Origin of the sequence: Subsaximicrobium wynnwilliamsii (assembly GCF_007997225.1) — a bacterium.
In the GTDB taxonomy this organism is placed as follows: Bacteria; Bacteroidota; Bacteroidia; order Flavobacteriales; family Flavobacteriaceae; genus Psychroserpens; species Psychroserpens wynnwilliamsii.
Genome location: NZ_VORM01000003.1, coordinates 143,184 through 164,580, shown reverse-complemented (window position 1 = coordinate 164,580; position 21,397 = coordinate 143,184). Strand labels below are relative to the sequence as shown.

At 39.8% G+C, this 21,397-nt stretch carries 21 protein-coding genes; 9 read left to right on the top strand and 12 right to left on the bottom strand.

Annotated features, from left to right (window positions below; all coding sequences use genetic code 11):
* Positions 1-120: 120 nt before the first annotated feature.
* The 4 genes from ESY88_RS03630 (at position 121) to yajC (ending at position 3,206) form a co-directional block, all read left to right on the top strand.
* A complete protein-coding gene (locus ESY88_RS03630) occupies positions 121-1,224 on the top strand; it encodes a Glu/Leu/Phe/Val family dehydrogenase (RefSeq protein WP_147084654.1) in 1,104 nt (367 codons plus the stop codon).
* A gap of 124 nt (positions 1,225-1,348) precedes the next feature.
* Entirely contained in the window at positions 1,349-2,293 is a 945-nt protein-coding gene (gene nusB / locus ESY88_RS03625; protein ID WP_223270708.1) for a transcription antitermination factor NusB, read from the top strand.
* A gap of 123 nt (positions 2,294-2,416) precedes the next feature.
* On the top strand, positions 2,417-2,914 hold the full coding sequence (locus ESY88_RS03620) for a DUF1573 domain-containing protein (RefSeq protein ID WP_147084653.1): 498 nt from the start codon (positions 2,417-2,419) through the stop codon (positions 2,912-2,914).
* A 4-nt stretch (positions 2,915-2,918) separates the two neighbouring features.
* On the top strand, positions 2,919-3,206 hold the full coding sequence (gene yajC / locus ESY88_RS03615) for a preprotein translocase subunit YajC (protein WP_147084652.1): 288 nt from the start codon (positions 2,919-2,921) through the stop codon (positions 3,204-3,206).
* A 580-nt stretch (positions 3,207-3,786) separates the two neighbouring features.
* Here yajC and ESY88_RS03610 read toward each other — a convergent pair.
* The 9 genes from ESY88_RS03610 to ESY88_RS03570 form a co-directional block, all read right to left on the bottom strand.
* Positions 3,787-3,978: a cold-shock protein gene (locus ESY88_RS03610; RefSeq protein ID WP_147084651.1), complete on the bottom strand. Its 192-nt coding sequence runs from the start codon at positions 3,976-3,978 to the stop codon at positions 3,787-3,789.
* 621 nt (positions 3,979-4,599) lie between these two features.
* Positions 4,600-5,505, bottom strand: a complete 906-nt coding sequence (miaA, locus tag ESY88_RS03605) for a tRNA (adenosine(37)-N6)-dimethylallyltransferase MiaA (protein WP_147084650.1) — start codon at positions 5,503-5,505, stop codon at positions 4,600-4,602.
* Positions 5,498-6,379, bottom strand: coding sequence for an ion transporter (locus ESY88_RS03600; protein ID WP_147084649.1), 882 nt, complete (start codon positions 6,377-6,379; stop codon positions 5,498-5,500). Before ESY88_RS03600 ends, miaA begins: the two co-directional genes overlap by 8 nt.
* A gap of 73 nt (positions 6,380-6,452) precedes the next feature.
* Entirely contained in the window at positions 6,453-7,826 is a 1,374-nt protein-coding gene (locus tag ESY88_RS03595) for an exonuclease domain-containing protein (RefSeq protein ID WP_147084648.1), read from the bottom strand.
* Positions 7,827-8,196: 370 nt separating this feature from the next.
* Positions 8,197-8,859 (bottom strand): YggS family pyridoxal phosphate-dependent enzyme, encoded by a 663-nt coding sequence (locus tag ESY88_RS03590; RefSeq protein WP_147084647.1) that lies wholly within the window; start codon positions 8,857-8,859, stop codon positions 8,197-8,199.
* Positions 8,860-9,021: 162 nt separating this feature from the next.
* Positions 9,022-9,435 (bottom strand): hypothetical protein, encoded by a 414-nt coding sequence (locus ESY88_RS03585; RefSeq protein WP_147084646.1) that lies wholly within the window; start codon positions 9,433-9,435, stop codon positions 9,022-9,024.
* A 13-nt stretch (positions 9,436-9,448) separates the two neighbouring features.
* A complete protein-coding gene (locus tag ESY88_RS03580) occupies positions 9,449-10,687 on the bottom strand; it encodes a DUF1015 domain-containing protein (protein ID WP_147084645.1) in 1,239 nt (412 codons plus the stop codon).
* A gap of 469 nt (positions 10,688-11,156) precedes the next feature.
* Positions 11,157-12,047, bottom strand: coding sequence for a 3-hydroxybutyryl-CoA dehydrogenase (locus ESY88_RS03575; protein ID WP_147084644.1), 891 nt, complete (start codon positions 12,045-12,047; stop codon positions 11,157-11,159).
* An 88-nt stretch (positions 12,048-12,135) separates the two neighbouring features.
* Positions 12,136-13,095, bottom strand: a complete 960-nt coding sequence (locus ESY88_RS03570) for a Gfo/Idh/MocA family protein (RefSeq protein ID WP_147084643.1) — start codon at positions 13,093-13,095, stop codon at positions 12,136-12,138.
* A 230-nt stretch (positions 13,096-13,325) separates the two neighbouring features.
* Here ESY88_RS03570 and ESY88_RS03565 point away from each other — a divergent pair, with 230 nt between their 5' ends.
* The 4 genes from ESY88_RS03565 to ESY88_RS21650 all read left to right on the top strand — a co-directional run bounded on the left by ESY88_RS03565 (position 13,326) and on the right by ESY88_RS21650 (position 16,311).
* The gene (locus ESY88_RS03565) at positions 13,326-14,564 is read left to right on the top strand and encodes a hypothetical protein (protein ID WP_147084642.1); all 1,239 of its coding nucleotides are present in this window, start codon (positions 13,326-13,328) and stop codon (positions 14,562-14,564) included.
* A 9-nt stretch (positions 14,565-14,573) separates the two neighbouring features.
* Entirely contained in the window at positions 14,574-15,245 is a 672-nt protein-coding gene (locus ESY88_RS03560; RefSeq protein WP_147084641.1) for a hypothetical protein, read from the top strand.
* Positions 15,246-15,358: 113 nt separating this feature from the next.
* On the top strand, positions 15,359-16,000 hold the full coding sequence (locus ESY88_RS03555; RefSeq protein WP_147084640.1) for a protein-L-isoaspartate(D-aspartate) O-methyltransferase: 642 nt from the start codon (positions 15,359-15,361) through the stop codon (positions 15,998-16,000).
* Positions 16,001-16,182: 182 nt separating this feature from the next.
* A complete protein-coding gene (locus ESY88_RS21650; protein WP_262713025.1) occupies positions 16,183-16,311 on the top strand; it encodes a hypothetical protein in 129 nt (42 codons plus the stop codon).
* A gap of 260 nt (positions 16,312-16,571) precedes the next feature.
* Here ESY88_RS21650 and ESY88_RS03550 read toward each other — a convergent pair whose 3' ends face one another.
* Both ESY88_RS03550 and smpB read right to left on the bottom strand, forming a co-directional pair.
* Complete coding sequence (locus tag ESY88_RS03550; RefSeq protein ID WP_147084639.1) at positions 16,572-19,034, bottom strand: DUF5686 and carboxypeptidase regulatory-like domain-containing protein; 2,463 nt, start codon at positions 19,032-19,034, stop codon at positions 16,572-16,574.
* Positions 19,035-19,448: 414 nt separating this feature from the next.
* Entirely contained in the window at positions 19,449-19,907 is a 459-nt protein-coding gene (gene smpB / locus ESY88_RS03545) for an SsrA-binding protein SmpB (protein ID WP_147084638.1), read from the bottom strand.
* 105 nt (positions 19,908-20,012) lie between these two features.
* Between smpB and ESY88_RS03540 the strand changes: the two genes are divergently transcribed.
* The gene (locus ESY88_RS03540; protein ID WP_223270707.1) at positions 20,013-20,798 is read left to right on the top strand and encodes a DUF6503 family protein; all 786 of its coding nucleotides are present in this window, start codon (positions 20,013-20,015) and stop codon (positions 20,796-20,798) included.
* Here the strand turns inward: ESY88_RS03540 and ESY88_RS03535 are convergent.
* A complete protein-coding gene (locus ESY88_RS03535) occupies positions 20,785-21,291 on the bottom strand; it encodes a SixA phosphatase family protein (protein WP_147084637.1) in 507 nt (168 codons plus the stop codon). The two genes, ESY88_RS03540 and ESY88_RS03535, sit on opposite strands and share 14 nt — an antisense overlap.
* Positions 21,292-21,397: the final 106 nt, after the last annotated feature.

Genomic DNA, 21,397 nt, shown 5'->3' with positions numbered 1-21,397 from the left:
AGCGGTTCTTTTATGAGATTATCATATTGACCTGTAATTTTTTGTAAATGCCTTAATATTCCGTTACTTTTGTGGGCTGATTTTAAAAAAATCACAAGTAGATCTTTAATTCAAATAGAAATGACATCAGAAGTAATAAGTACTAAGGAGCTCACTAAAATGGATCCTGTTTTTGGACAAATGTCCTTTGATAATCATGAGCAAATTGTTTTTTGCAACGACAAAGATACTGGTTTAAAAGCAATAATTGGTATTCACAATACAGTTTTGGGACCTGCTTTAGGGGGTACACGAATGTGGAATTACAGCAATGAGTGGGAAGCCCTCAATGACGTCTTGCGCTTGTCGCGCGGCATGACATTTAAATCGGCCATTACAGGATTAAACCTTGGTGGTGGTAAAGCAGTGATCATTGGTGACGCCAAAACCCAAAAAACGCCCGAGCTGATGAGACGGTTTGGGGAGTTCGTGCATTCGCTTAGCGGTAAATACATCACTGCTGAAGACGTAGGGATGAACACCGAGGATATGGACATTGTTAGGGAAGTGACGCCTTATGTTACCGGTATTTCGGAAAGTAAGGGTGGTGCAGGAAATCCTTCACCAATCACAGCCTATGGCGTTTTTATGGGCATGAAGGCAGCTGCTAAATTCAAGTATGGCAGCGATGTGCTTGAGGATAAATCTGTATACGTTCAAGGCATTGGCCATGTGGGCGAAGCCTTGATAGAAAACCTATTGAATGAAGGTGCCAAAGTCACCATTTCAGACATCAATCAAGAACGATTGGAAGAAGTGCGCTCCAAATACGATGTGACCATTTATGGCGGAAATGATCTCTATTCAGAAAAAATGGACATTTACTCGCCTTGTGCACTTGGTGCTACCATCAATGACAGTACCATTAATAAACTCCAAGCCTCCATCATCGCGGGAGCAGCCAATAATCAATTGGAAGATGAAGTGAGACATGGTAATATGTTGAAGAAAAAGAACATTCTTTACGCACCAGATTTTTTAATCAATGCAGGAGGCATCATCAATGTGTATGCAGAACTTGAGAATTACGATAAGCAGGAAATCATGCGTAAGACCGAAAATATCTACAACACAACCTTGGATATTTTCAACCGAGCAGAATCCAATAATGTGACAACGCAAGTTGCTGCAATGAACATCGCGAAAGAGCGCATTGAGAAGCGAAAACGCGAACAGTCAAAATAAATGACAAAGCCAAGCTTTATTGATTTGGTTTTTATAAAATAGTATTACTTTTGCAAAGCGAAATAAGCAGCCTGAAAACCAAGTTGTGCATTTCGCTTTATCATTTTATAAGTTCTTTGTAAGCATGTTAAATAGACGCCACATTCGTATTAAAGTAATGCAAGCCCTTTACGCTTCCCAAGGGAGCGAAAGCGATGATATTAGGGTCAATGAAAAATTCTTGCTTCAAAGTTTGAATAGCATGTATGACCTTTACATTGCCCAGCTATCCCTTTTGTTGGAGTTGCAGAAAAAAGCAGAAGATCATCTCGAAAAGTCCCAAAAAAAACACTTGGCGACCAAAGACGAGAAAAACCCCAATTTGAAATTTGTCAACAATGAAGTCTTGCAGTTACTCAAAAACAACGAAGCTTTAGACGACGTATTGGATAACCAAAAAGTCAATCTTTGGTATTTGGATTTTGAATATGTGGATATACTTTTTAAGGCCCTTTTGGAAAGCGATCTTTACAAAGAGTACATGTCTACAAAAACATCTACGTTTCATGAAGACAAACTTTTTGTGATTGATATTTTTACTGAAATCATTGCACCAAACGATAAACTCTACGATTTCTTTGAAGATAAGCGGTTGACCTGGTTGGATGATCTGCCTGTGGTCAATACCACCATTTTAAAACTTTTGAAGAAGGTAAAACCAAAATCTACCGGAAAATTATTTACTCCAGAGTTGTTCAAGGACTTAGAAGACAGGGATTTTGGCGTGGAATTGTTGAAAAAAACCATTTTGAACCAAGCATTATTTATGGAAGCGATTTTCAACAAAACCAAGAATTGGGATGCAGATCGTATTACATTAATTGACAGGGTGTTGATGCAAATGGCCATTTGTGAATTCAATAAATTCCCGTCCATTCCCGTAAAGGTTACCATCAACGAATACTTGGAGATTGCTAAAGAATATAGTACGCCTAAGAGTAGTAATTTTATCAATGGCATATTGGATAAAATCGTAAAGGAATATAAAGCTGAGGATAAACTTAACAAAATTGGGCGTGGCCTGCTTTAAAACGGGTTTTTTAAAGGACACGAGACTGTTAATGTTTTCTTTGAAATAGACTAAAACATTTTAATTAACTGAAATTATTAGTACTTTTAGCCTCTCAAATTTAAATAACAAAATACAAAAGAAATGAAGAAAGCAATTTTAGGATTAAGTGCACTATGTTTAGTGGCTTTTACATCTTGTAAGGAAGACGCAACCCAAAAAATCAATTCAGAGAATGTTGCAGCAGCTGCAGAAAGAGATGCAACTGCAGGTGACTTTCCTACAATTAATTTTGATGAAACGGAACATGACTTTGGCACGATTGCCAATGGAACGCCTGTTCAAACCGTATTCAAATACACAAACTCTGGCAATGCCCCCTTGGTTGTAAGCAACATCAAAAGTACTTGTGGGTGTACAGTGCCTTCAGATTGGAGTAGAGACCCATTGGCTCCTGGAGAATCTGCTGAGTTTACAGTGAAATTCGATGGTAAGGGTACCAATCAGGTTTCTAAAACCATCACCTTGACCACCAATACCGAAAAAGGTGCTGAAACTGTAAAAATCAAAGCGTTTGTTGAAAAAGATCCAAATGCTCCAGTAAGCAAAGCAGGTTCAGCCGCAATAAAGCAAGTTAGATAATTTTATGGGAATAGGAGATATTTTACCTTTCGTAGGCATGTTCGCTGTTGTGTATTTTTTTATGATCGCACCACAGATGAAACGCGCTAAAAATGAGAAAAAATTTGCTGCAGCGCTAAAAAGGGGTGATAAGGTCATTACCAAAAGCGGTGTTCATGGGAAGGTAGTGGATTTAAATGAAAAAGATAGCAGCTGTGTGATTGAAACACTCGCTGGTAAAATCAAATTTGAACGTTCTGCCATTTCCATGGAGATGAGCCAAAAATTAAATACGCCTGCTACCGTGAAATAATACGTAACGCATTCATATTAAAACTCCGAAGACATCATGTTTTCGGAGTTTTTTGTTTTAGGCTTATCCGCAACAGTCATTTGATCAAATGTCAATGATTCAAAGTTTGGTTTAGCGCTGCACTAGAAGGAATATTAAGTGTCTGCTCGAGATATCATAAGGCCTTGTTCCAAAATGGAATGCTTTAAGCTCAGAGCTATCTTAGAATGGATTGGTACGCCATGGCTTTTGCCACCTTGGCCATCAACAAGTTTACCTGAATTTATTTTTAAGATTATTTTGAAACGAATGATCTCATGATTTTATGCTTCCCAATTGTGGACATAGTCCTTAGCTTGCCCTGAAGTCTACATAGCATAAACTATGGTTTGTTTAGAATATACAATTAGGAGAGTTTGATGAAGAACTTAAGCTTGCATTGAATGGGTCTAAGTATGGTTAAGTATTGAAGCGCAAAAACCATTAAATGGACTAAGCAGTGATCTTTTGCCGCTCAAGCCTAAATTGGAAGTGGGGATTGGACATAAAAAAAGCCTTTCCGTTTGGAAAGGCTTTTGAGTTTTTCAAAAAAATATCGAAATTATATAACTTTTACGTTAATTGCGTTCAATCCTTTTTTTCCTTCAGTTAATTCAAATTCTACTTCATCTCCTTCACGAACCTCATCGATAAGTCCAGAAATGTGTACGAAATGTTCTTTGTTGTTTCCTTCTTCAGTAATAAATCCAAATCCTTTTGAATCGTTGAAGAATTTTACGGTACCTTTATTCATAATATATATTAAATTATTTAAGGCACAAAGATAGGATTAATTAGCTATCTGCAAGCTTTTTTGCAAATTATTTTAATAATTAATTTTCTGAAATTAAAGCGATTGTATCATAAAGGCTTCAAGTGTACTGTGAATGCCAATTAAAGAAAACCATTGCGCTTATAATTTCCCTTTATATTTTGTATGATCCTATTGCTTGACATTGAAAATACCTCGGTTTTCATATTTATAAATGCATTTTGACTATCAAATAGTCTAGATGTCTTGGATTACACAAAAAATAGGACTGACATGATAGCTTGGGGGAATTCGCCATTATTCAAAGAATTGAAAAGCGAAAAAAGGAGCGCAGTGGGTAGCGCATATCTTGAGAATTTTACGCCATTCACTTTGGGCTCACTCGTGCCTTTTTTTAAAATACCCTAGTAAAATAGATAAAGCATACAGTTAGAAGCCTAGGTTTACCTTGATATATCTATAAAGGCTGCATTTTTAGTAGTCCTTGTTTTCTCCAATTGATTTAAATCAACCCGATAAGCAGTGCTGTTAAGCTGCTTTATTTACTGGAATGGAAAGGCGCAAGCGTCGCGTTTCTAAAGCAGGAGTCATTAGGACATACGCCTAAAATATTTCAGATTCAATCGCATCTATTATTTGATGTTGTGGTGTTTCATAATCAAACCACAGCGTGGAGGCGTCGCGCTTAAACCAAGTCAACTGACGTTTGGCAAAGCGTCTTGAATTTTTTTTGATTTCTGAAATTGCAAATTCCAAATCCCATTCGCCTTCCAGATAATTGAACAGCTCTTTGTAGCCAACCGTTTGAAGAGCGTTGAGATGTTTCTGGGGTAGGAGTGTCTCAACCTCGTCTAAAAGCCCTGCAGCCATCATAAGGTCCACACGTGCTTCAATGCGCTCGTAAATTTTGACGCGTTCCGCAGTGAGTCCGATACTTATGGTTTTAAAAGATCTCTGCTTGTTTTCAGAAGTCAAGAAATCTGAATAAGGGGTTCCACTGGAAATACAGACCTCCAAGGCGCGAATTACCCGCTGAGGGTTATCAACCGCCATGGTAGCGTAACTTTTAGGGTCTGCATTTTTTAGCTGAAGCTGTAGGGCTTCTAGACCTTCAGCCTTGAGTTTGGCATTTAAACTGTTCCGTATTTCTGGATCTACCTTGGGGAACTCGTCCAAGCCCTTCGTCACTGCATCCACATATAATCCAGAGCCACCAACCATGATGACTGTATCATGGTTTTTGAAAAGCTGTTCCAGCGATGCCATGGCTTCTTTTTCAAAAGCGCCAACATTGTAGCTGTCCGTTATGGATTTATGGTGAATAAAATGATGTGGTGCGGCTTCTAATTCGTCGGCAGTTGGCGCGGCGGTCCCAATTTGCATCTCCTTGAAAAACTGTCTGGAATCGGCAGAGATTATTTCAGTATCAAAATGCCTGGCAAGCGCGATACTCAAACGGGTTTTACCAATAGCGGTGGGTCCCACTATGGAAATCAAATAGTTACTCATTGGGATGGAGTCTATGGCCACATTTATAGCAATATTCCGCTTTGTCTTTGTGTTCCGTCGCATTACAGTTGAAACAAGATTGGGAATTCATTTGAATCTCAGCAGGTTTTGACTTGTGGTCGGCTTGTTCTTCAGCTTTGCCGTCCTTTTTATTTTGGGCAGAATATTCCGCGGAAACAATGCCCGTAGGCACGGCAATGATCCCGTAACCCATAATCATGATAATAGCTGCAATAAACTGGCCTATTGGTGTTACAGGTGCTATATCGCCAAACCCAACCGTGGTCAAGGTTACAATGCACCAATAGACACTTACTGGAATGCTTGTAAAACCGCTATCGGCACCTTCAATGAGATACATGAGCGTACCAAAAATTATCGATAATATAAGTACCGCAAAAAGGAATACAAATATTTTTGCACGACTCGCTTTTAGAGACATGGATAACATGTTTGAAGCTCCCAAGTAACGCGCCAATTTGAGTACCCTAAAAACACGTAACAACCGCAAGGATCTTAAGGCAATCAACGCATGTGAGCCAGCGATGAAAAAGGACAAATACATGGGAATTGTAGACAAGAGGTCAATGATGCCATAAAAACTGAAAATATAACGCAAAGGTTGCTTAACGGTAATGATTCTGGCGATATACTCTATGGAGAAAAGAATGGTAATCACCCATTCGGCAACAAACAAAAACTCGTGGTACTTCGCATCGATGTGCGACACGCTTTCTAACATTACAAAAGCCAAACTAGCCAAAATGGCCACCAGCAGAATAACATCAAATGTTTTCCCAGCAGGTGTATCGGCCTCATAAATAACTTCGTGGAGTTTGCTCCTCCAGGTCTTGTTTGGCTTATTTTTATTCATGATATCAAAAATACTGAAAAGTTTAGAGTTTCCTTAACTTAACGCTAATTTGCTGTAGAGCTACTTTTTAAAATCAATTTAAAGTGGGGATGCTAATGATTTTAACACGGCTGTGCTTTCGCAGATAGCTTTGTATGATGTGTTGGGTGTCGCGATTGTTTTCCATTGGCGAAATGATGTTTTCCAAAACACTCGAATTGTTGATTTGGTAATTGAGTTCAGTAAAGCCCAAACCTTTAAAAACGCCATCTTTAATATAGATAACACTGCGCTCGTCTATGGCGCGACCTTGATCTACAATCGCCATATTGCGATCGCTATAGCTGTTGTGGTCAATAAATTCCTGCACGCGCTTATTGTAATCTATTGCCGATTCTTCTTGAAGACAGGCACCATTGCAATTTTTGATGGTATAGTTAAAGCAATTGCTTTTTGTGCTGCTCAGCCCAGTAAGTTTTTGGCAAAGCGTGTATTTCTCCAACATTTTATCCATAAAACTTTTCGCACTTTGCCAATTGGCAAAAGTAGTGATGTAGGTTTTCTGCGGAAGGATTTTCTCATATCTCAAATTAAGATAGCCATCCTCATCTGTGAAACTATAAAGCCCATGTGTAAAACGCTTTCGCTTTAAGGCACGATTGAATTTGGGTTTGATGCGTTTGATCTCTTCACTTTCTTTTAAGAGTGCTACCAGTTCGCTTCCGGTGGCCTCATAGCTTACCGACTTTACCAATAATTGAAGCTTTTTCGATTTACTGCTGGTATTGGTTAAGTGTTGATTGACCCGGTGCTTGATGTTTTTGCTTTTACCGATGTAGATGATTTGAGCTTCTTCATCATGCAGGTAGTAAACGCCTGTAATGGCAGGTAAGTCTTCGATAATTTGGATGTGGTTGTCATTCATTTTGGTCGCCACATGCACCTTTACACTATCTGTGATGATGTGCTTATCGGAATCCTTATTCAATAAAAGCTTGAATAATTTAACCGTTGCCATAGCGTCTCCATTGGCCCGATGCCTATCGCTCACGGGAATCCCCAAGGCGCGCGTGAGTTTGCCTAAACTATAAGACTCTTGCTCGGGCATGAGCTGTTGTGAAAGCTCAACCGTGCAAAGGGTTTTTCTTTTATACGGAAAGCCTAAGCGCTTGAATTCTGTTCTTAGGATGCGATAGTCAAACTCGGCATTATGTGCCACGATGATGCAATCTTCTGTGATTTCAACGATACGCTTGGCAACCTCATAGAACTTGGGTGCATTTTTGAGCATGTTGCTGTTGATCCCGGTTAATTTGACCACAAAGGGCTGTATGTCGCGTTCTGGGTTGACCAGACTAATAAATTGGTCTATGGTGTTATGGCCGTCGAATTTATGGATGGCAATCTCTGTGATACCCTCTTCATTGTACTTTCCGCCGGTGGTTTCTATGTCTAGTATTGCGTAAATGGTGTGTGTTGTTAAGTTGTTTGTTGTTGAGTTGTTTGTTGTCCTAAATCCTCCCCTAAATTTCTAAAGGCGACATTTTATTCCTGTGTATTCAAAAGTCTCTCAATTTTGAACTTCAGACCCTGACGTCAAAATTAAAAAGCATGGACTATATGACCTCAAACGGGAATTTTTTGATGAACTTCCAGAGTTTCCGTTTTGAAAATAATTAAATATATTTTTATCATTTCATCTTCGTCTTCGTCTTCGTCTTCATCTTCAGCTTCATCTTCGTCTTCATCTTCGTCTCCATCTTCATCTTCGTCTCCATCTTCATCTTCGTCTCCGTCTCCGTCTCCGTCTCCGTCTCCGTCTCCGTCTCCGTCTCCGTCTAATCCCGCGCGCCAAAGATACGACTTCCAATGCGAACCATGTTACTGCCTTCTTCAATAGCTATAGCATAATCGCCACTCATCCCCATAGAGACTATCTTAAGATCACAATTGTTTGATGCAATAGGTTTTAAGTCCTCAAAAATGGTTTTCAAACGTTTAAATTCAGACCGAACCTGGTCTGTGTCATCAGTAAACGTAGCCATGCCCATAAGGCCCGTAATGCGAATGTTCTTTAATTCCAAAAATGCTTCCGAACTGATTAGGCTTTTGGCATCTTTCGCCGACATCCCGAATTTGCTGTCTTCCTCTGCGATTTTCAGCTGAAACAGGCAGTCAATGACCCGTTCATGCTTTTTAGCTTGTTTGTTGATTTCCTTCAGCAATTTTAAACTATCCACCCCATGAATTAAATCCACGAATTCTGCCATGTATTTGACCTTATTGCGCTGCACGTGCCCAATCATATGCCATTGGATGTCTTTGGGCATCTTCTCGTATTTCTCAACCATTTCCTGAACTTTATTCTCGCCCATAATGCGCTGCCCGGCGTCATAGGCTTCCATAAGTTCACTCACTGGTTTTGTTTTGGAGACTGCTACTAACTTAACTTCTTCGGGTAGTTTGGAGTTTATGGTTTCTAGATTGTTTGTTATTGACATGGTTTAAGGCTTGTTTTTTATGTTATATGGTTTGTAATGGTATCTTTTATAAGATTTAGGGTTTGTGCCTTTCCACGATTCATCTCTGAAATCGGTTTCTTGCGAATGGTCGTAGGTATTGATTTCATAAATCAGATAATTTATCAGCGAAGCTCTTAACGGTCAACCTTCCGCAAGCATATCTTTGCCGTTTTCATCAAATATCATGATCGCTGAATATGCATCTTCATAAGACGTTGTTGCAATATTTAAATTTCCAGCGATTGTACCAATTGCAACGTTTTTCCAAATCAAGATTCCTGGCTCCTTTTTTCTGTAAGGTATTAGTGTGTCCCATCGGCCATCTTTTAGATAAGACATTTCTCCCAAAACATCTGGATGATGCTGTCGAAAACGAAGCTCATTAAATGTTTGATTGAATTCTCCTTCAATTAAACGTGTTGTATAGCTAACCTGTTTTAAAGTTTCTATACTATAAGTACGGTAATTCATAGCGGTTGAAGTGCTATCATCTATTTTTTCTGCTTTACAAGAGGTTACTAAAACAATGAGTAGTACATACAATGATAATTTCATAGTGTTTACCTTTTCAAAATTCATAAATCGTAACACCACTTCGCAATTTAGGTTCTATAAATGTACTCTTTGGTGGCATTTTGAGTCCTTCATTGGCTATTTGTTTTATTTCTTCTATGTCTACAGGCACCATGCCAAAACCAACCGCGTAGGATCCAGAGTCGATACTGCTTTTGACGTTGATGACATCCTTCTTACCATTAACGTAAGCAATACGTGCATCATCGCGTAAATCTTCGATGCCAAGAATAGGTTGTAAAATGGTCTTGTATAAAATCTGGGCGTCCAGGGCATCTAGGGAGGTTTCAATGGTGTAACCTGTTTTTCTTAAGTATAAGGAGTAAAACTCGCCATCCAAATACATGCTAAAATGATGCTTTTGAGTGGGTTTGTAAGGCATATTGCCTCTATTTTCGATGCGATAAATAGTATCGAGCTCAATTAAGAATTCTTCTTTTGTGAGTCCGTTAAGGTCTTTTACAATTCTATTGAATTCATGGATTTTCAAATCAGATTCGGGAATGAGATACGCCATGAAAAAATTATAGCTTTCATCGCCTTTATGATTGGGATTGCGTTCTTTTTCATCTTTATACAGTAAAAAGGACGATGATGAACGGTGGTGGCCATCGGCAATGTAAATGGTTGGCATCGCCTTAAATTCTTCTCGAATTTTGGCTACGGTTGCAGCATCTGAAACCTTCCAAAGGTAATGGGTGTCGCGATAGGTGGTAGTGAATTCAAATTCGGCACGTTCGGTCTGGGTGGCTTCAATCACTTCAGCAATAATAGTATTATCGGGATAGGTAAGCAGCACTGGCTCTGCGTTAAAACCCACTGTTTTTAGGTAATCCTTAAAAACGACTTCACGTGGCTCAATGGTGTCTTCATGTTTTTTAATGGTGTCTTTCTCATAATCCAGAGCGCTGGCGGCAGCAACAATGCCATTAAATTCCTGGCGGTCACGATCCACGATTTTGTAAATGTAATAATTGGGTTGCGCATCCTGGACAAAAATATGGTCTTCCTTAAATTCCAAATAGCGATTGCGTACCAAATTGTAGCGCTCCTGCCCAGAAATGACCTTATCGTACTTATAACCGGGATTGACGATATGCAGAAACGAAAACGGATTGTCACGCAATCGCGCCTCAAGTTGCTCCAAGGTATAGCTTTGATAAGAGCGCGCCGCCACAAGACTCACTTTATCTCGGGTTGGTCGCACTGCTCTAAATGGAATTATTGTTGCCAATCAATCTCTGTTTTATTGTTATAAAATCCCTTTGGTCTAAAAGCCAGCCCTAGTGTTGCACCAAGCTGAACCAATCCCTAAATTACCGTCACCCAATCTTCCTAAAAGCGAATTGCGCAACACAAATTATTTCCACTACCAATACTTGTCTTTGGCCTTCCCTTTTTGAAAAAGCGTTTTGTGGTTGCCTAAACACTATCGCAGTCGCTTTTGCTATGGGGAAATCAAACTGAATGGCCACAAGTTTAATTGTGCCTTGAACAGTGTGAGTTTATCATTTTTTCTGCGGAAATAGTCGCCACGGTATACACTGTATTTTTTTTCTTCGGAAGGCCTCGCGTTTCCAATCAAAGGTTGTCATTCCAACTACAGCTGAAAATAGAAACGAAAAGCACAAAACAGAAAAGCATACATCTCAAATAATCGGCCTTTTAAACTTCAGCAAATTCAATTGTAAAACGGAAACAGACTACTTCACAAACTGTTTCGCGACATGCTCGGCTTTTCTGCTTTCAGCATAATCGTAAAAACCCTCGCCAGATTTGACGCCCAATTTCCCGGCTGCTACCATGTTAACCAATAAGGGGCAAGGTGCATATTTCGGATTTTTGAAACCATCGTACATGACGTTCAAAATCGAAAGACAAACATCAAGACCTATAAAATCTGCCAATTGCAGAGGACCCATGGGGTGGGCCATCCCCAGTTTCATCACGGTATCGATTTCTTCCACACCCGCAACATTATTGTAGAGGGTTTCGATGGATTCATTAATCATGGGCATCAAGATTCTATTGGCCACAAAACCTGGGTAATCGTTGACTTCCGTAGGGACTTTACCAAGAGTTTTGGAAAGTTCCATAATGCTTTTAGTTACGTCATCGCTGGTACTATACCCGCGAATGATTTCCACCAATTTCATGATGGGCACAGGGTTCATGAAGTGCATCCCAATCACTTGCTGTGGTCTTGAAGTTACCGCCGCGATTTGGGTAATGGAAATGGAGGAGGTGTTGCTCGCCAAAATCGCTTCTGGTTTGCAAATATCGTCCAACTGTTTGAAAATCTTCAGTTTTAGATCCACATTTTCTGTGGCAGCTTCTACCACAAGATCGGCGTTTTTAACGCCCGATTCCATAGAGGTGGTTGTAGAAATATGCTCTAAAGTTGTTGTTTTATCAGCTTCCGATATTTTTTCCTTGGCTACCATACGGTCCAAATTTTTGGAAATGGTATCCAAGCCTCGTTCTAAAGAAGCTTCGCGAATATCAATTAATGTGACTTTGAATCCCGATTGGGCAAAGGTATGAGCAATCCCGTTGCCCATGGTTCCTGCGCCTATCACTGCTATGTTCTTCATAAAAAAATTTAATTTTTAGTCCCGTAAAAATGGGAACCTGTTAGTTTATAATTACAATGTTATGATGAGTTTACGGCCTTCGCGCGAATTAAAACTGGTTAATAACCATCGTCGCCACGCGCAATGCTTCGGTACCATCATGTAAAGTGACAATTGGAGTTGTATTGGTGTTTATAGCATGTGCGAAGCTATCGAGCTCATCTAAAATGGCGTTATTCTTAGACACTTCAGGATTATCAAAATAGATTTGTTTTTTGACGCCTTCCGCATTTTGAAGAATCATATCAAAATCGCCTGGTGTTGTTGGCGCATCCTTCATCTTGACCACTTCACATTTCTTCTCTAGAAAATCTACCGAGATGTACGCATCCTTTTGAAAAAACCGTGACTTACGCATATTTTTCAATGAAATACGACTCGCTGTTAAATTGGCCACGCAGCCATTTTCAAACTCGATACGCGCATTGGCAATATCGGGTGTATCGCTAATTACCGAAACACCACTTGCCGACACGTTTTTAACTTTCGATTTCACTACGCTTAAAATTATATCGATATCATGAATCATCAAATCCAAAACCACTGGAACATCGGTACCTCTTGGATTGAATTCCGCCAAACGATGTGTTTCGATGAACATGGGATTATTGATTTGATCCTTAACCGCTATAAACGCCGGATTAAAGCGCTCCACGTGGCCCACTTGTCCGCGAATATCATGCTCAGCCAATAACTCCCTAATATGTTCGGCCTCTTCAACCGTATTGGTAATGGGCTTTTCAATAAATATATGTTTGCCTTTGGCAATGGCTTTTTTGGCACATTCATAATGGGAAAGGGTAGGTGTGACAATATCCACCATGTCCACCGCCTCAATGAGGTCTTCCATGGAACTGTAATATTTGTAACCCAACTCAGCTTCCACAGCCTTGCCATTTTCAGCATCAGCATCGTGAAAACCCACTAATTCATAATTTTCGGATTGTTTGAGCAATCTCAAATGTATTTTTCCAAGATGACCAGCACCAAGTACGCCTGCTTTTAGCATTGTGTTCCTTTTTTAACAAAAATAAGGTTTCAATAAGGAAAGTTACGAATAACTGCTGTAAAATTTTAGCGACCTTAATAGGATATTAACAGCTGTACTTTGACTCTTGATATTAAAACAAGCTTTCCGTTTCGCTTTGAGTCAAGCCATTATTGTACATCTGCGCAAATCAGTTTGATCCGCGTCATCAGCGTTCTATTTTTGGAACACAGATGACACAGATCTTGCAGATGTTCGCAGATAAAAATTCAGGGATCTGCGTAAATCAGTTTAATCAGCGTTATCAGCGTTCTATTTTTGGAACACAGATGACGCAGATCTGGCAGATGTTCGCAGATAAAAATTCAGGGATCCACGCAAATCAATTTAATCCGCGTCATCAGCGTTCTGTTTTTGGAACACAGATGACGCAGATCTGGCAGATGTTCACAGATATAAATTCAGGAATCAGCATAAATCAGTTTGATACGCATCATCAGCGTTCTATTTTTGGAACACAGACGACGCAGATCTTGCAGATGTTCGCAGATATAAATTCAGGAATCAGCGTAAATCAATTTAATCCGCGTTATCAGCGTTCTGTTTTTGGAACACAGATGACACGGATCTTTCAGATGTTCACAGATATAAATTCAGGGATCCGCGCAAATCAGTTTGATCCGCGTCATCAGCGCTCTGTTTTTGGAACACAGACGACGCAGATCTTTCAGATGTTCACAGATATAAATTCAGGGATCCGCGTAAATCAGTTTGATCCGCGTTATCAGCGTTCTATTTTTGGAACACAGATAACGCAGATCTGGCAGATGTTCGCAGATAAAAATTCAGGGATCTGCGCAAATCAGTTTGATCCGCGTTATCAGCGTTCTGTTTTTGGAACACAGATGACGCAGATCTGGCAGATGTTCACAGCTAAAAATTCAGGAATCAGCGTAAATCAGTCTCATCTGCGTTATCAGCGTTCTATGGTTGGAACATTGATGATGCAGATCTGGCAGATGTTCGCAGATATAAATTCAGGAATCAGCGTAAATCAGTTTGATCCGCGTTATCAGCGTTCTATTTTTGGAACACAGATGACACAGATCTGGCAGATGTTCACAGCTAAAAATTCAGGGATCCACGCAAATCAGTTTAATCCGCGTTATCAGCGTTCTGTTTTTGGAACACAGATGACGCAGATCTGGCAGATGTTCGCAGATAAAAACTCAGGGATCCGCGCAAATCAGTTTGATTCGCGTCATCAGCGTTCTATTTTTGGAACACAGATGACGCAGATCTTGCAGATGTTCACAGATATAAATTCAGGAATCAGCGTAAATCAGTTTGATCCGCGTTATCAGCGTTCTATTTTTGGAACACAGATGACGCAGATCTGGCAGATGTTCACAGCTAAAAATTCAGGGATCCGCGCAAATCAGTTTGATCCGCGTCATCAGCGTTCTATTTTTGGAACACAGATAACGTAGATCTGGCAGATGTTCACAGATATAAATTCAGGAATCAGCGTAAATCAGTTTAATCCGCGTTATCAGCGTTCTATGGTTGGAACACAGATGACGCAGATCTTGCAGATGCTCACAGCTAAAAATTCAGGGATCTGCGCAAATCAGTTTGATCCGCGTCATCAGCGTTCTGTTTTTGGAACACAGATGACGCAGATTTTGCAGATGTTCGCAGCTAAAAATTCAGGAATCAGCGTAAATCAGTTTGATCCGCGTTATCAGCGTTCTATTTTTGGAACACAGACGACGCAGATCTTGCAGATGTTCACAGCTAAAAATTCAGGGATCCGCGCAAATCAGTTTGATCCGCGTCATCAGCGTTCTGTTTTTGGAACACAGATGACGCAGATCTGGCAGATGTTCACAGATATAAATTCAGGGATCCGCGCAAATCAGTTTGATCCGCGTCATCAGCGCTCTGTTTTTGGAACACAGATGACGCAGATCTGGCAGATGTTCGCAGATATAAATTCAGGAATCAGCGTAAATCAGTTTGATCCGCGTCATCAGCGTTCTGTTTTTGGAACACAGATGACGCAGATCTTGCAGATGCTCGCAGCTAAAAACTCAGTGATCCACGCAAATCAGTTTGATCCGCGCCATCAGCGTTCTATTTTTGGCACAGGGACGACGCAGATATGGTAGATGCTGGCAGATGTAAATCAACAGCTAAGACCAACATAAAATTCATATTTACGACATATACTTTGTTCTTCCTTCGGATTGAATTAACTTAGCCTCATAAAGAAAAATTAGCATTGAAAGATACGTTTAAACACCAAGGAATGCGCCAAAAGTTGGTCGCAATTGTCAAGGATAAAGGCATAAAGGACGACAAGGTTTTAACAGCCATTGGCAAGATTCCTAGACATTTATTTATGGACTCCGGATTTCTGGATCACGCCTATCAAGACAAAGCCTTTCCCATCGCTGCAGACCAAACCATCTCACAACCATATACGGTGGCATTTCAAACCGAACTTTTGAAAATAAAACGCAGTGACAAAATTCTTGAAATTGGCACAGGCAGTGGCTATCAAACTGCTGTGTTGTGCGAATTGGGCGCCGAGGTTTACTCTGTTGAGCGTCAACACGAGTTGTATAAAAAGACGAGCAAATTCTTGCCTAAATTAGGCTATCGCGCCAAGAAATTTGTGTTTGGTGATGGCTATATTGGTCTCGAGAACGAAGCACCTTTTGATGGCATCATCGTAACCGCAGGTGCTCCTTTTGTCCCTAAGGCCTTATTGGGGCAACTTAAAATTGGTGGTCGCTTGGTTATTCCTGTGGGTGAAAGCGTACAGACCATGACTCTAATCATTAGAAAAGCAGCTACCGATTTTGAACAACATGAGTTTGGCGAATTTCGATTTGTGCCCTTGTTGGAGGATAGGAATTAGTTTTTAGTCCCCAGTCCGCAGTCGGCAGTGTTCAGTCTTCAGTTGGTAGTTTTTAATTGGTAATTAAAAATTTGAAACTAAAAGTTGATCAATGAAAACGAGAAATTCAATGACAGCTAAGATTTTAAAATTGAAAAGAAAAAATATTAAACCAGAAAAATATAACTCTTCAAATAATTGAGATGAAAAAAAAATATAAATTAATAATGGGAATAATAGCTTGCCTCATTGTGTTTTACATTTTGTCTGATTGGGCTCATTTTAAAGCCGGTTTATTGGGTAAACCACCAATTGAAAAAGTTCAGGAATAGTAAAGCCTTTTTGCTTGAATATTTTACCAAAGCATAAAGCCACTAGGTACAACGATGCGCATATAAAATTGCTAAATCCAACAATATAGAGTGTTTCTCATTCAAAACAGCCCTGCTTTTGAACATCACAAATTGCGTTTTCAACTCGCGATTTTTTTGATGCCCTTAACCCTTGGAGTCGTGCGGACTACTGGCAGACCAACAACTCCACGACCAACAACTCCAAGACCAACAGCTCCACAACCAACAACAAAACAACCTTAAAATTTCAACCCAAAAATAATGGCGTCGCTTTGGAAGCCACTTTGATAAGAGCGCAAATAATCCAATCGCAGGAACCGGAATTTCCCCCATCCAATATTATCCAATCCAATGGTGTATTCCTGATAAGGCTTATTGTCTGGCGTTGCCAAGGCATGAGCACCCAAAACAAGATTGAAATTCAGTTTTTGAAGTAATGGGATTTTGCCCAAAATGAATCCGTTGAAATCATGCTCGGCGTGCATTTCCAAATACGAATCGTTGGTGCTGGCTGCGTAATACGGTAAATTGTTGAAAACGTTGATATAAGAACCTGCACCGATTTGGGTTTGGTTGCCATTAAAATGTTGGTAATCTACAAAGGCAATGTCATCGGCATTAAAGAACTTGCCTGCTTTTAAATTGTATTGAAACCGACCTTTATCTTTCACATCAAAACCTTGGTTGACGCGTAATTTGACCTGATCATAATTATAATTGTCGTTGCTTGAGCCAAAGCCTTTTTCATAGCCCACGCTTAGGGTTGGATATTTTTCGTTTGGCAAGTTGAACTTGCCGTCGGGATAACTCAAATAATTCTGGGCAAAATTAATGCGGGCATCCAAACCAAATTTCATGAGGTTATGCGTGGCGAAGGGTGCAATACCAAAAGCGGATTCGTCCTGTGGATTATTACTGGTGTATTCCCGGTCATCCTGTGGATACCAAACTTGGTCTGTGGTATTGAATAAGGCCTGACGACGCTCATAAGCCAAAATGGAATTGATCCTGATGCCGTTGAAGAACTCATTGGAATAGGCCACCTGGGCAAAGGATTTCTCATAAATCTTGAGGTAATTCTTTTCAGCAAAGAGGGAAAATGAAGTATTGAGCAGTTGAGATATGGGCTCAGAGGCATTGAATTGAGCTGTGGTCACACCTCCAGAAACGGTTAAAAAGGGTCTGGAAATATTGTTGAATTTGTAGGTGGCAGAAACGCTTCCTCGCAAACGTTCATCACTAAAGCCATAATTGAGGCTTCCGTTGATACTGAAAAACCTATTGAAATCGTCGTAACTCTTACGGTAGAACCCCCCTACATTGGCGTTCCAGCCTTGAACTGTGTTAAAAGTGATGGTTTGGATGGGAGAGGTTATGCCTGCGCTCCATTCCTTGTAAGTGTTGTTGTAGCTGTAGCCAGAAAGCAAGTCGCCAAACTTGAATTTATTTTTAACCAAGTCTACAGAATCCTTATATACCTTAGAGTCCTTGACAATTTGGATGCTGTCTTTCTTGATGTAATCGGTCATTTCCTCACTGGTTAAAGGTACTGGCCGCACAGATTTCCAGTAGGTGGAATCCTTTTTATTCGCCTTATCGGCAAAGGACACAATTTCTCTACTGAAGTCTTTTTTGCTAAGGCCTAAATTGAATTCGTAATTACTATACACCGCCGTGAAGCGACCGTCGCCGGTGATGCCGAACAAGCCGTACTTAAAATCGATATTCTGTGAAATCTTCGCCCAAATCTTATCGGCTTCGGAATAGGAATAATTTTGGGTAATCGTGATTTTATCCACCGCTGTGAGTCGGGCTTGAGTGCCAGTGATATCTAATTCGGCAGCATAAATGCTCCATTGATCCTCCACAATATAGAGGAAGCCTTCAAAAACCGGGTCGTTTTCTCGCCTGGGGGTTATTTTGATCTTGTTGATTAGGTTGCCACGGTCGTCATAAAAAACACCTTCCAACTTAAATCGATAATAGCCAAAAGCATTATTGGCAATGGGCGAGACGATTTGATTGCCCAATTCAATGGTACTTTCGTAAAGGTCAAAATCGACATCAATGGCATTGTTGAAACTGAAACCGCTGGAATTACCACTAACTTTTGAAGCCAATATTTTTTCCTTGAGCCTGTCTGGACGCATGAACTCGAGTTTTGAAATGGTTTCAGACAAATAAATCACACCACTTCGGGTCGAATCCAAACCACCACCAAGATCGCCCACTTCCTGTCCCAATATTTTCTCTGGAGCATCTTTGATCCTTATCAAGCCGCGGGAATAAAAGTCGGCCTTGTAGCTTTGTATCTTTTCGAGGTTTTCCTGTCTTTTGGCAATGGCTTGTCGCATGATGGCATCGGCAGGATTATTTTCAGAATTTATGACCACCTCATTTAAAGAGATTTGTTCTTCGCCTAATTGAGCGTCCAATTGAAACGGAAACTTTGAAATCTCTACTGTTTTTTTAACGGTTTTGTAACCTAAAAACTGAAACACGACTGTATAGGTGTCTGGTGTTTTGATGTTGAGTTCGTAAAAACCATCTTCATTACTGGTGGTGCCTTTATAGGTGTTTTCTATAAAAACATTGACGAAAGGCAAGGCCTCGTCATTTTGATCGGTAATGTTTCCTTGAATTTGAGCTTGGGAAAAGGCAAATGAAAGTAGGCCAAGTGTGAGGAGTAATTTTTGTTTCATAGCGTTGGATTGGTGGTTGTATTTTAATAGACGTCCGTTTTTTTTAAAAGCTTGTCTAAGAAAAATCAAACTTAGCTATAAAATGAAATTGTTAATGTTAAACTATCATAAATATTCCTACAAAGATTGTTAAATACTTTTAAGAGTAGCATTTATGAGCGTAAAATCCATATGTGGCAACATCAAGGTTTTTGAGACTTGAAACATTCAGAATCATACCAAAAAAAGCATCTGCCATTGTCCGTTTGCAAATTGCTTCGAATCGACGCACAATGCTAAAAATGGTAATACGCCCTATTTATAAAGGACGTTAATTTTCAAAATTATTTGAAATTTGTTATGTGGAAAAATATCAATGAAGCGCTGTTGACTAATGGATTAGCCAATGGATTAGCTGTGTAAAAAAGGAGATGGTTATTTGTATATTTTTTGAATGCGGTCTAAATTGCGTTTGTTCTCGCGGTCTTTGATCGTGTTACGCTTATCGTATAGTTTTTTACCTTTTGCCAAGGAAATAATGAGTTTGGCCAAACCTCTATCATTCAAAAATAGGCGTAAGGGGACTATGGTTAAACCCTTAGTGCTGATTTCTTTTTCAAGTTTTTTGAGCTCTTTACGATTGAGCAGTAGTTTGCGCTCTGCCTTGGGTGCGTGGTTGTAGTAGTTGCCATACACATATTCCTGAATGGTCATATTGATGATGAAGAGTTCGCCACGGGCGTTGAATTCGCAGAATCCTTCAGCAATGGAAGCCTTGCCATCGCGTATGGATTTGATTTCAGTCCCTGTCAAAACAATGCCTGCAGTATATTTATCGAGCAATTCATACTCAAACTTGGCTTTTTTGTTTTTGATGTTGATTTGATTCTGCATAGCAACAAAGTTAATTGTTTTTAAGGGTTTTTGTAAATTTGCAGTTAAATTTTAATCGGAATTGCTTCGGAAATGATTCTGATCCAAACTAAAAAAAGCACTCAAATGAAATATGCGCCTCTCTTGTTATTAACATTACTGGTTCTGAATTGTAAAAATAATACTTCAGAAAACACAATTAATCCTAAAGCTAAGGCAGATGACACCGAAATGCTTTCCGCAGAAGATCTAATTCAAAAGACGATTGAGATCTCAGGCAGCAATAAACTGAAAAATGCCAAGCTCGAATTCGATTTTCGGGACACCCATTTCAAAGCAGTTAGACAGAACGGAAGATTTGCCCTAGAACGCGAATTTCAAGCAGATCAGGGAGAAGTTAGGGACCTGCTCACTAATGAGGGTTTTGTGCGTTTTGTAAATGCCGAAAAAGTCATGCTTATAGATTCCATGGCGACTGCATACGCTGCATCGGTAAATTCTGTGCATTATTTTGCTGTTTTACCTTATGACTTGGATGCTGCCTCTGTAAATAAGGAGCTTTTGCAAGATGTGACCATTAAGGATGCATTATACCATACCGTAAAAGTGACTTTCAATGAATCGGGTGGAGGCGAGGATTTTGACGATGAGTATCTATATTGGATCAATACCGAAACCTTCAAAATTGATTATTTGGCTTATTCTTATGAAGAAGAAGACGGTTTGGGATATCGATTTCGTGAGGCTTATAATGAGCGATTTGTAGAAGGCGTTCGCTTTGTGGATTACAACAATTACAAGCCAAAGTCAAATACCATGAGTTTAAGCGATATGCCAAAATTGTTTAATAATGGCGAATTAGAACTGCTCTCAAAAATCGAAACCGAGAACGTAAGGTTTACTCTATTGTAAGCAATTCCTGAAAGACTTCCCCTCCAGAAATCGTAATCACGAACAACTTGCTATTGTCGCCATCATTGAGATCATCATGGCTTTGTTTGCCCAAAATAGCGTTGGCAAAGGCAGGGGTGGTATTGCTGTGACCAACTACCAAAACCGATTTTCCTTTTGTGGCTTCTTTGAAGGCTTCGGAAAACAAATCATTGGCATCATAAATTTGAATCTCCAATTCTTTTGATTCCGCAATAGGCTTAGCGGTTTGCTTGGTGCGGTTGTAATTGGTTGCATAGACGGCATCCAACTTTATGTTTTTGAAATAATATCGCCACAATTGGGCGCGTTTCTGACCGTCGTTATTGAGATTTGGATTTTTATTGCCTCCATCACTTCGGTCTTTCTCAGCATGACGAATAAGGTAATAGGTCGTCACATGGGTTGCCTCATTTTGTGCTTGTGAATTCATCCCAAAAAGGAAGGTGAACGTCAGGATAAAAAAAAGTTTCATTGCTATTGCGTTTAATACCTAAGTGATGCTTCACTTATAGCCGTAAAAGTAAGTTTTTAACTAAAATGTGAGCATCCTTTTTAATTAAAAGTTGCTAATTAATCCA

What these genes read in the sequence shown, in the direction of transcription:
- ESY88_RS03620 (WP_147084653.1), top strand. Translation starts at nt 2,417, where the DNA reads ATGAAGAAAGCAATTTTAGGATTAAGTGCACTATGTTTAGTGGCTTTT.
- ESY88_RS03610 (WP_147084651.1), bottom strand. Translation starts at nt 3,978, where the DNA reads ATGAATAAAGGTACCGTAAAATTCTTCAACGATTCAAAAGGATTTGGA.
- ESY88_RS03585 (WP_147084646.1), bottom strand. Translation starts at nt 9,435, where the DNA reads ATGAAATTATCATTGTATGTACTACTCATTGTTTTAGTAACCTCTTGT.
- ESY88_RS03575 (WP_147084644.1), bottom strand. Translation starts at nt 12,047, where the DNA reads ATGAAGAACATAGCAGTGATAGGCGCAGGAACCATGGGCAACGGGATT.
- smpB (WP_147084638.1), bottom strand. Translation starts at nt 19,907, where the DNA reads ATGCAGAATCAAATCAACATCAAAAACAAAAAAGCCAAGTTTGAGTAT.
- ESY88_RS03535 (WP_147084637.1), bottom strand. Translation starts at nt 21,291, where the DNA reads ATGAAACTTTTTTTTATCCTGACGTTCACCTTCCTTTTTGGGATGAAT.
- ESY88_RS03600 (WP_147084649.1), bottom strand. Translation starts at nt 6,379, where the DNA reads ATGAATAAAAATAAGCCAAACAAGACCTGGAGGAGCAAACTCCACGAA.
- yajC (WP_147084652.1), top strand. Translation starts at nt 2,919, where the DNA reads ATGGGAATAGGAGATATTTTACCTTTCGTAGGCATGTTCGCTGTTGTG.
- miaA (WP_147084650.1), bottom strand. Translation starts at nt 5,505, where the DNA reads ATGAGTAACTATTTGATTTCCATAGTGGGACCCACCGCTATTGGTAAA.
- ESY88_RS03590 (WP_147084647.1), bottom strand. Translation starts at nt 8,859, where the DNA reads ATGTCAATAACAAACAATCTAGAAACCATAAACTCCAAACTACCCGAA.
- ESY88_RS21650 (WP_262713025.1), top strand. Translation starts at nt 16,183, where the DNA reads ATGAAAAAAAAATATAAATTAATAATGGGAATAATAGCTTGCCTCATT.
- ESY88_RS03630 (WP_147084654.1), top strand. Translation starts at nt 121, where the DNA reads ATGACATCAGAAGTAATAAGTACTAAGGAGCTCACTAAAATGGATCCT.
- ESY88_RS03540 (WP_223270707.1), top strand. Translation starts at nt 20,013, where the DNA reads ATGAAATATGCGCCTCTCTTGTTATTAACATTACTGGTTCTGAATTGT.
- ESY88_RS03570 (WP_147084643.1), bottom strand. Translation starts at nt 13,095, where the DNA reads ATGCTAAAAGCAGGCGTACTTGGTGCTGGTCATCTTGGAAAAATACAT.
- ESY88_RS03560 (WP_147084641.1), top strand. Translation starts at nt 14,574, where the DNA reads ATGTTCACAGATATAAATTCAGGAATCAGCGTAAATCAGTTTAATCCG.
- ESY88_RS03565 (WP_147084642.1), top strand. Translation starts at nt 13,326, where the DNA reads ATGTTCGCAGATAAAAATTCAGGGATCTGCGTAAATCAGTTTAATCAG.
- nusB (WP_223270708.1), top strand. Translation starts at nt 1,349, where the DNA reads ATGTTAAATAGACGCCACATTCGTATTAAAGTAATGCAAGCCCTTTAC.
- ESY88_RS03550 (WP_147084639.1), bottom strand. Translation starts at nt 19,034, where the DNA reads ATGAAACAAAAATTACTCCTCACACTTGGCCTACTTTCATTTGCCTTT.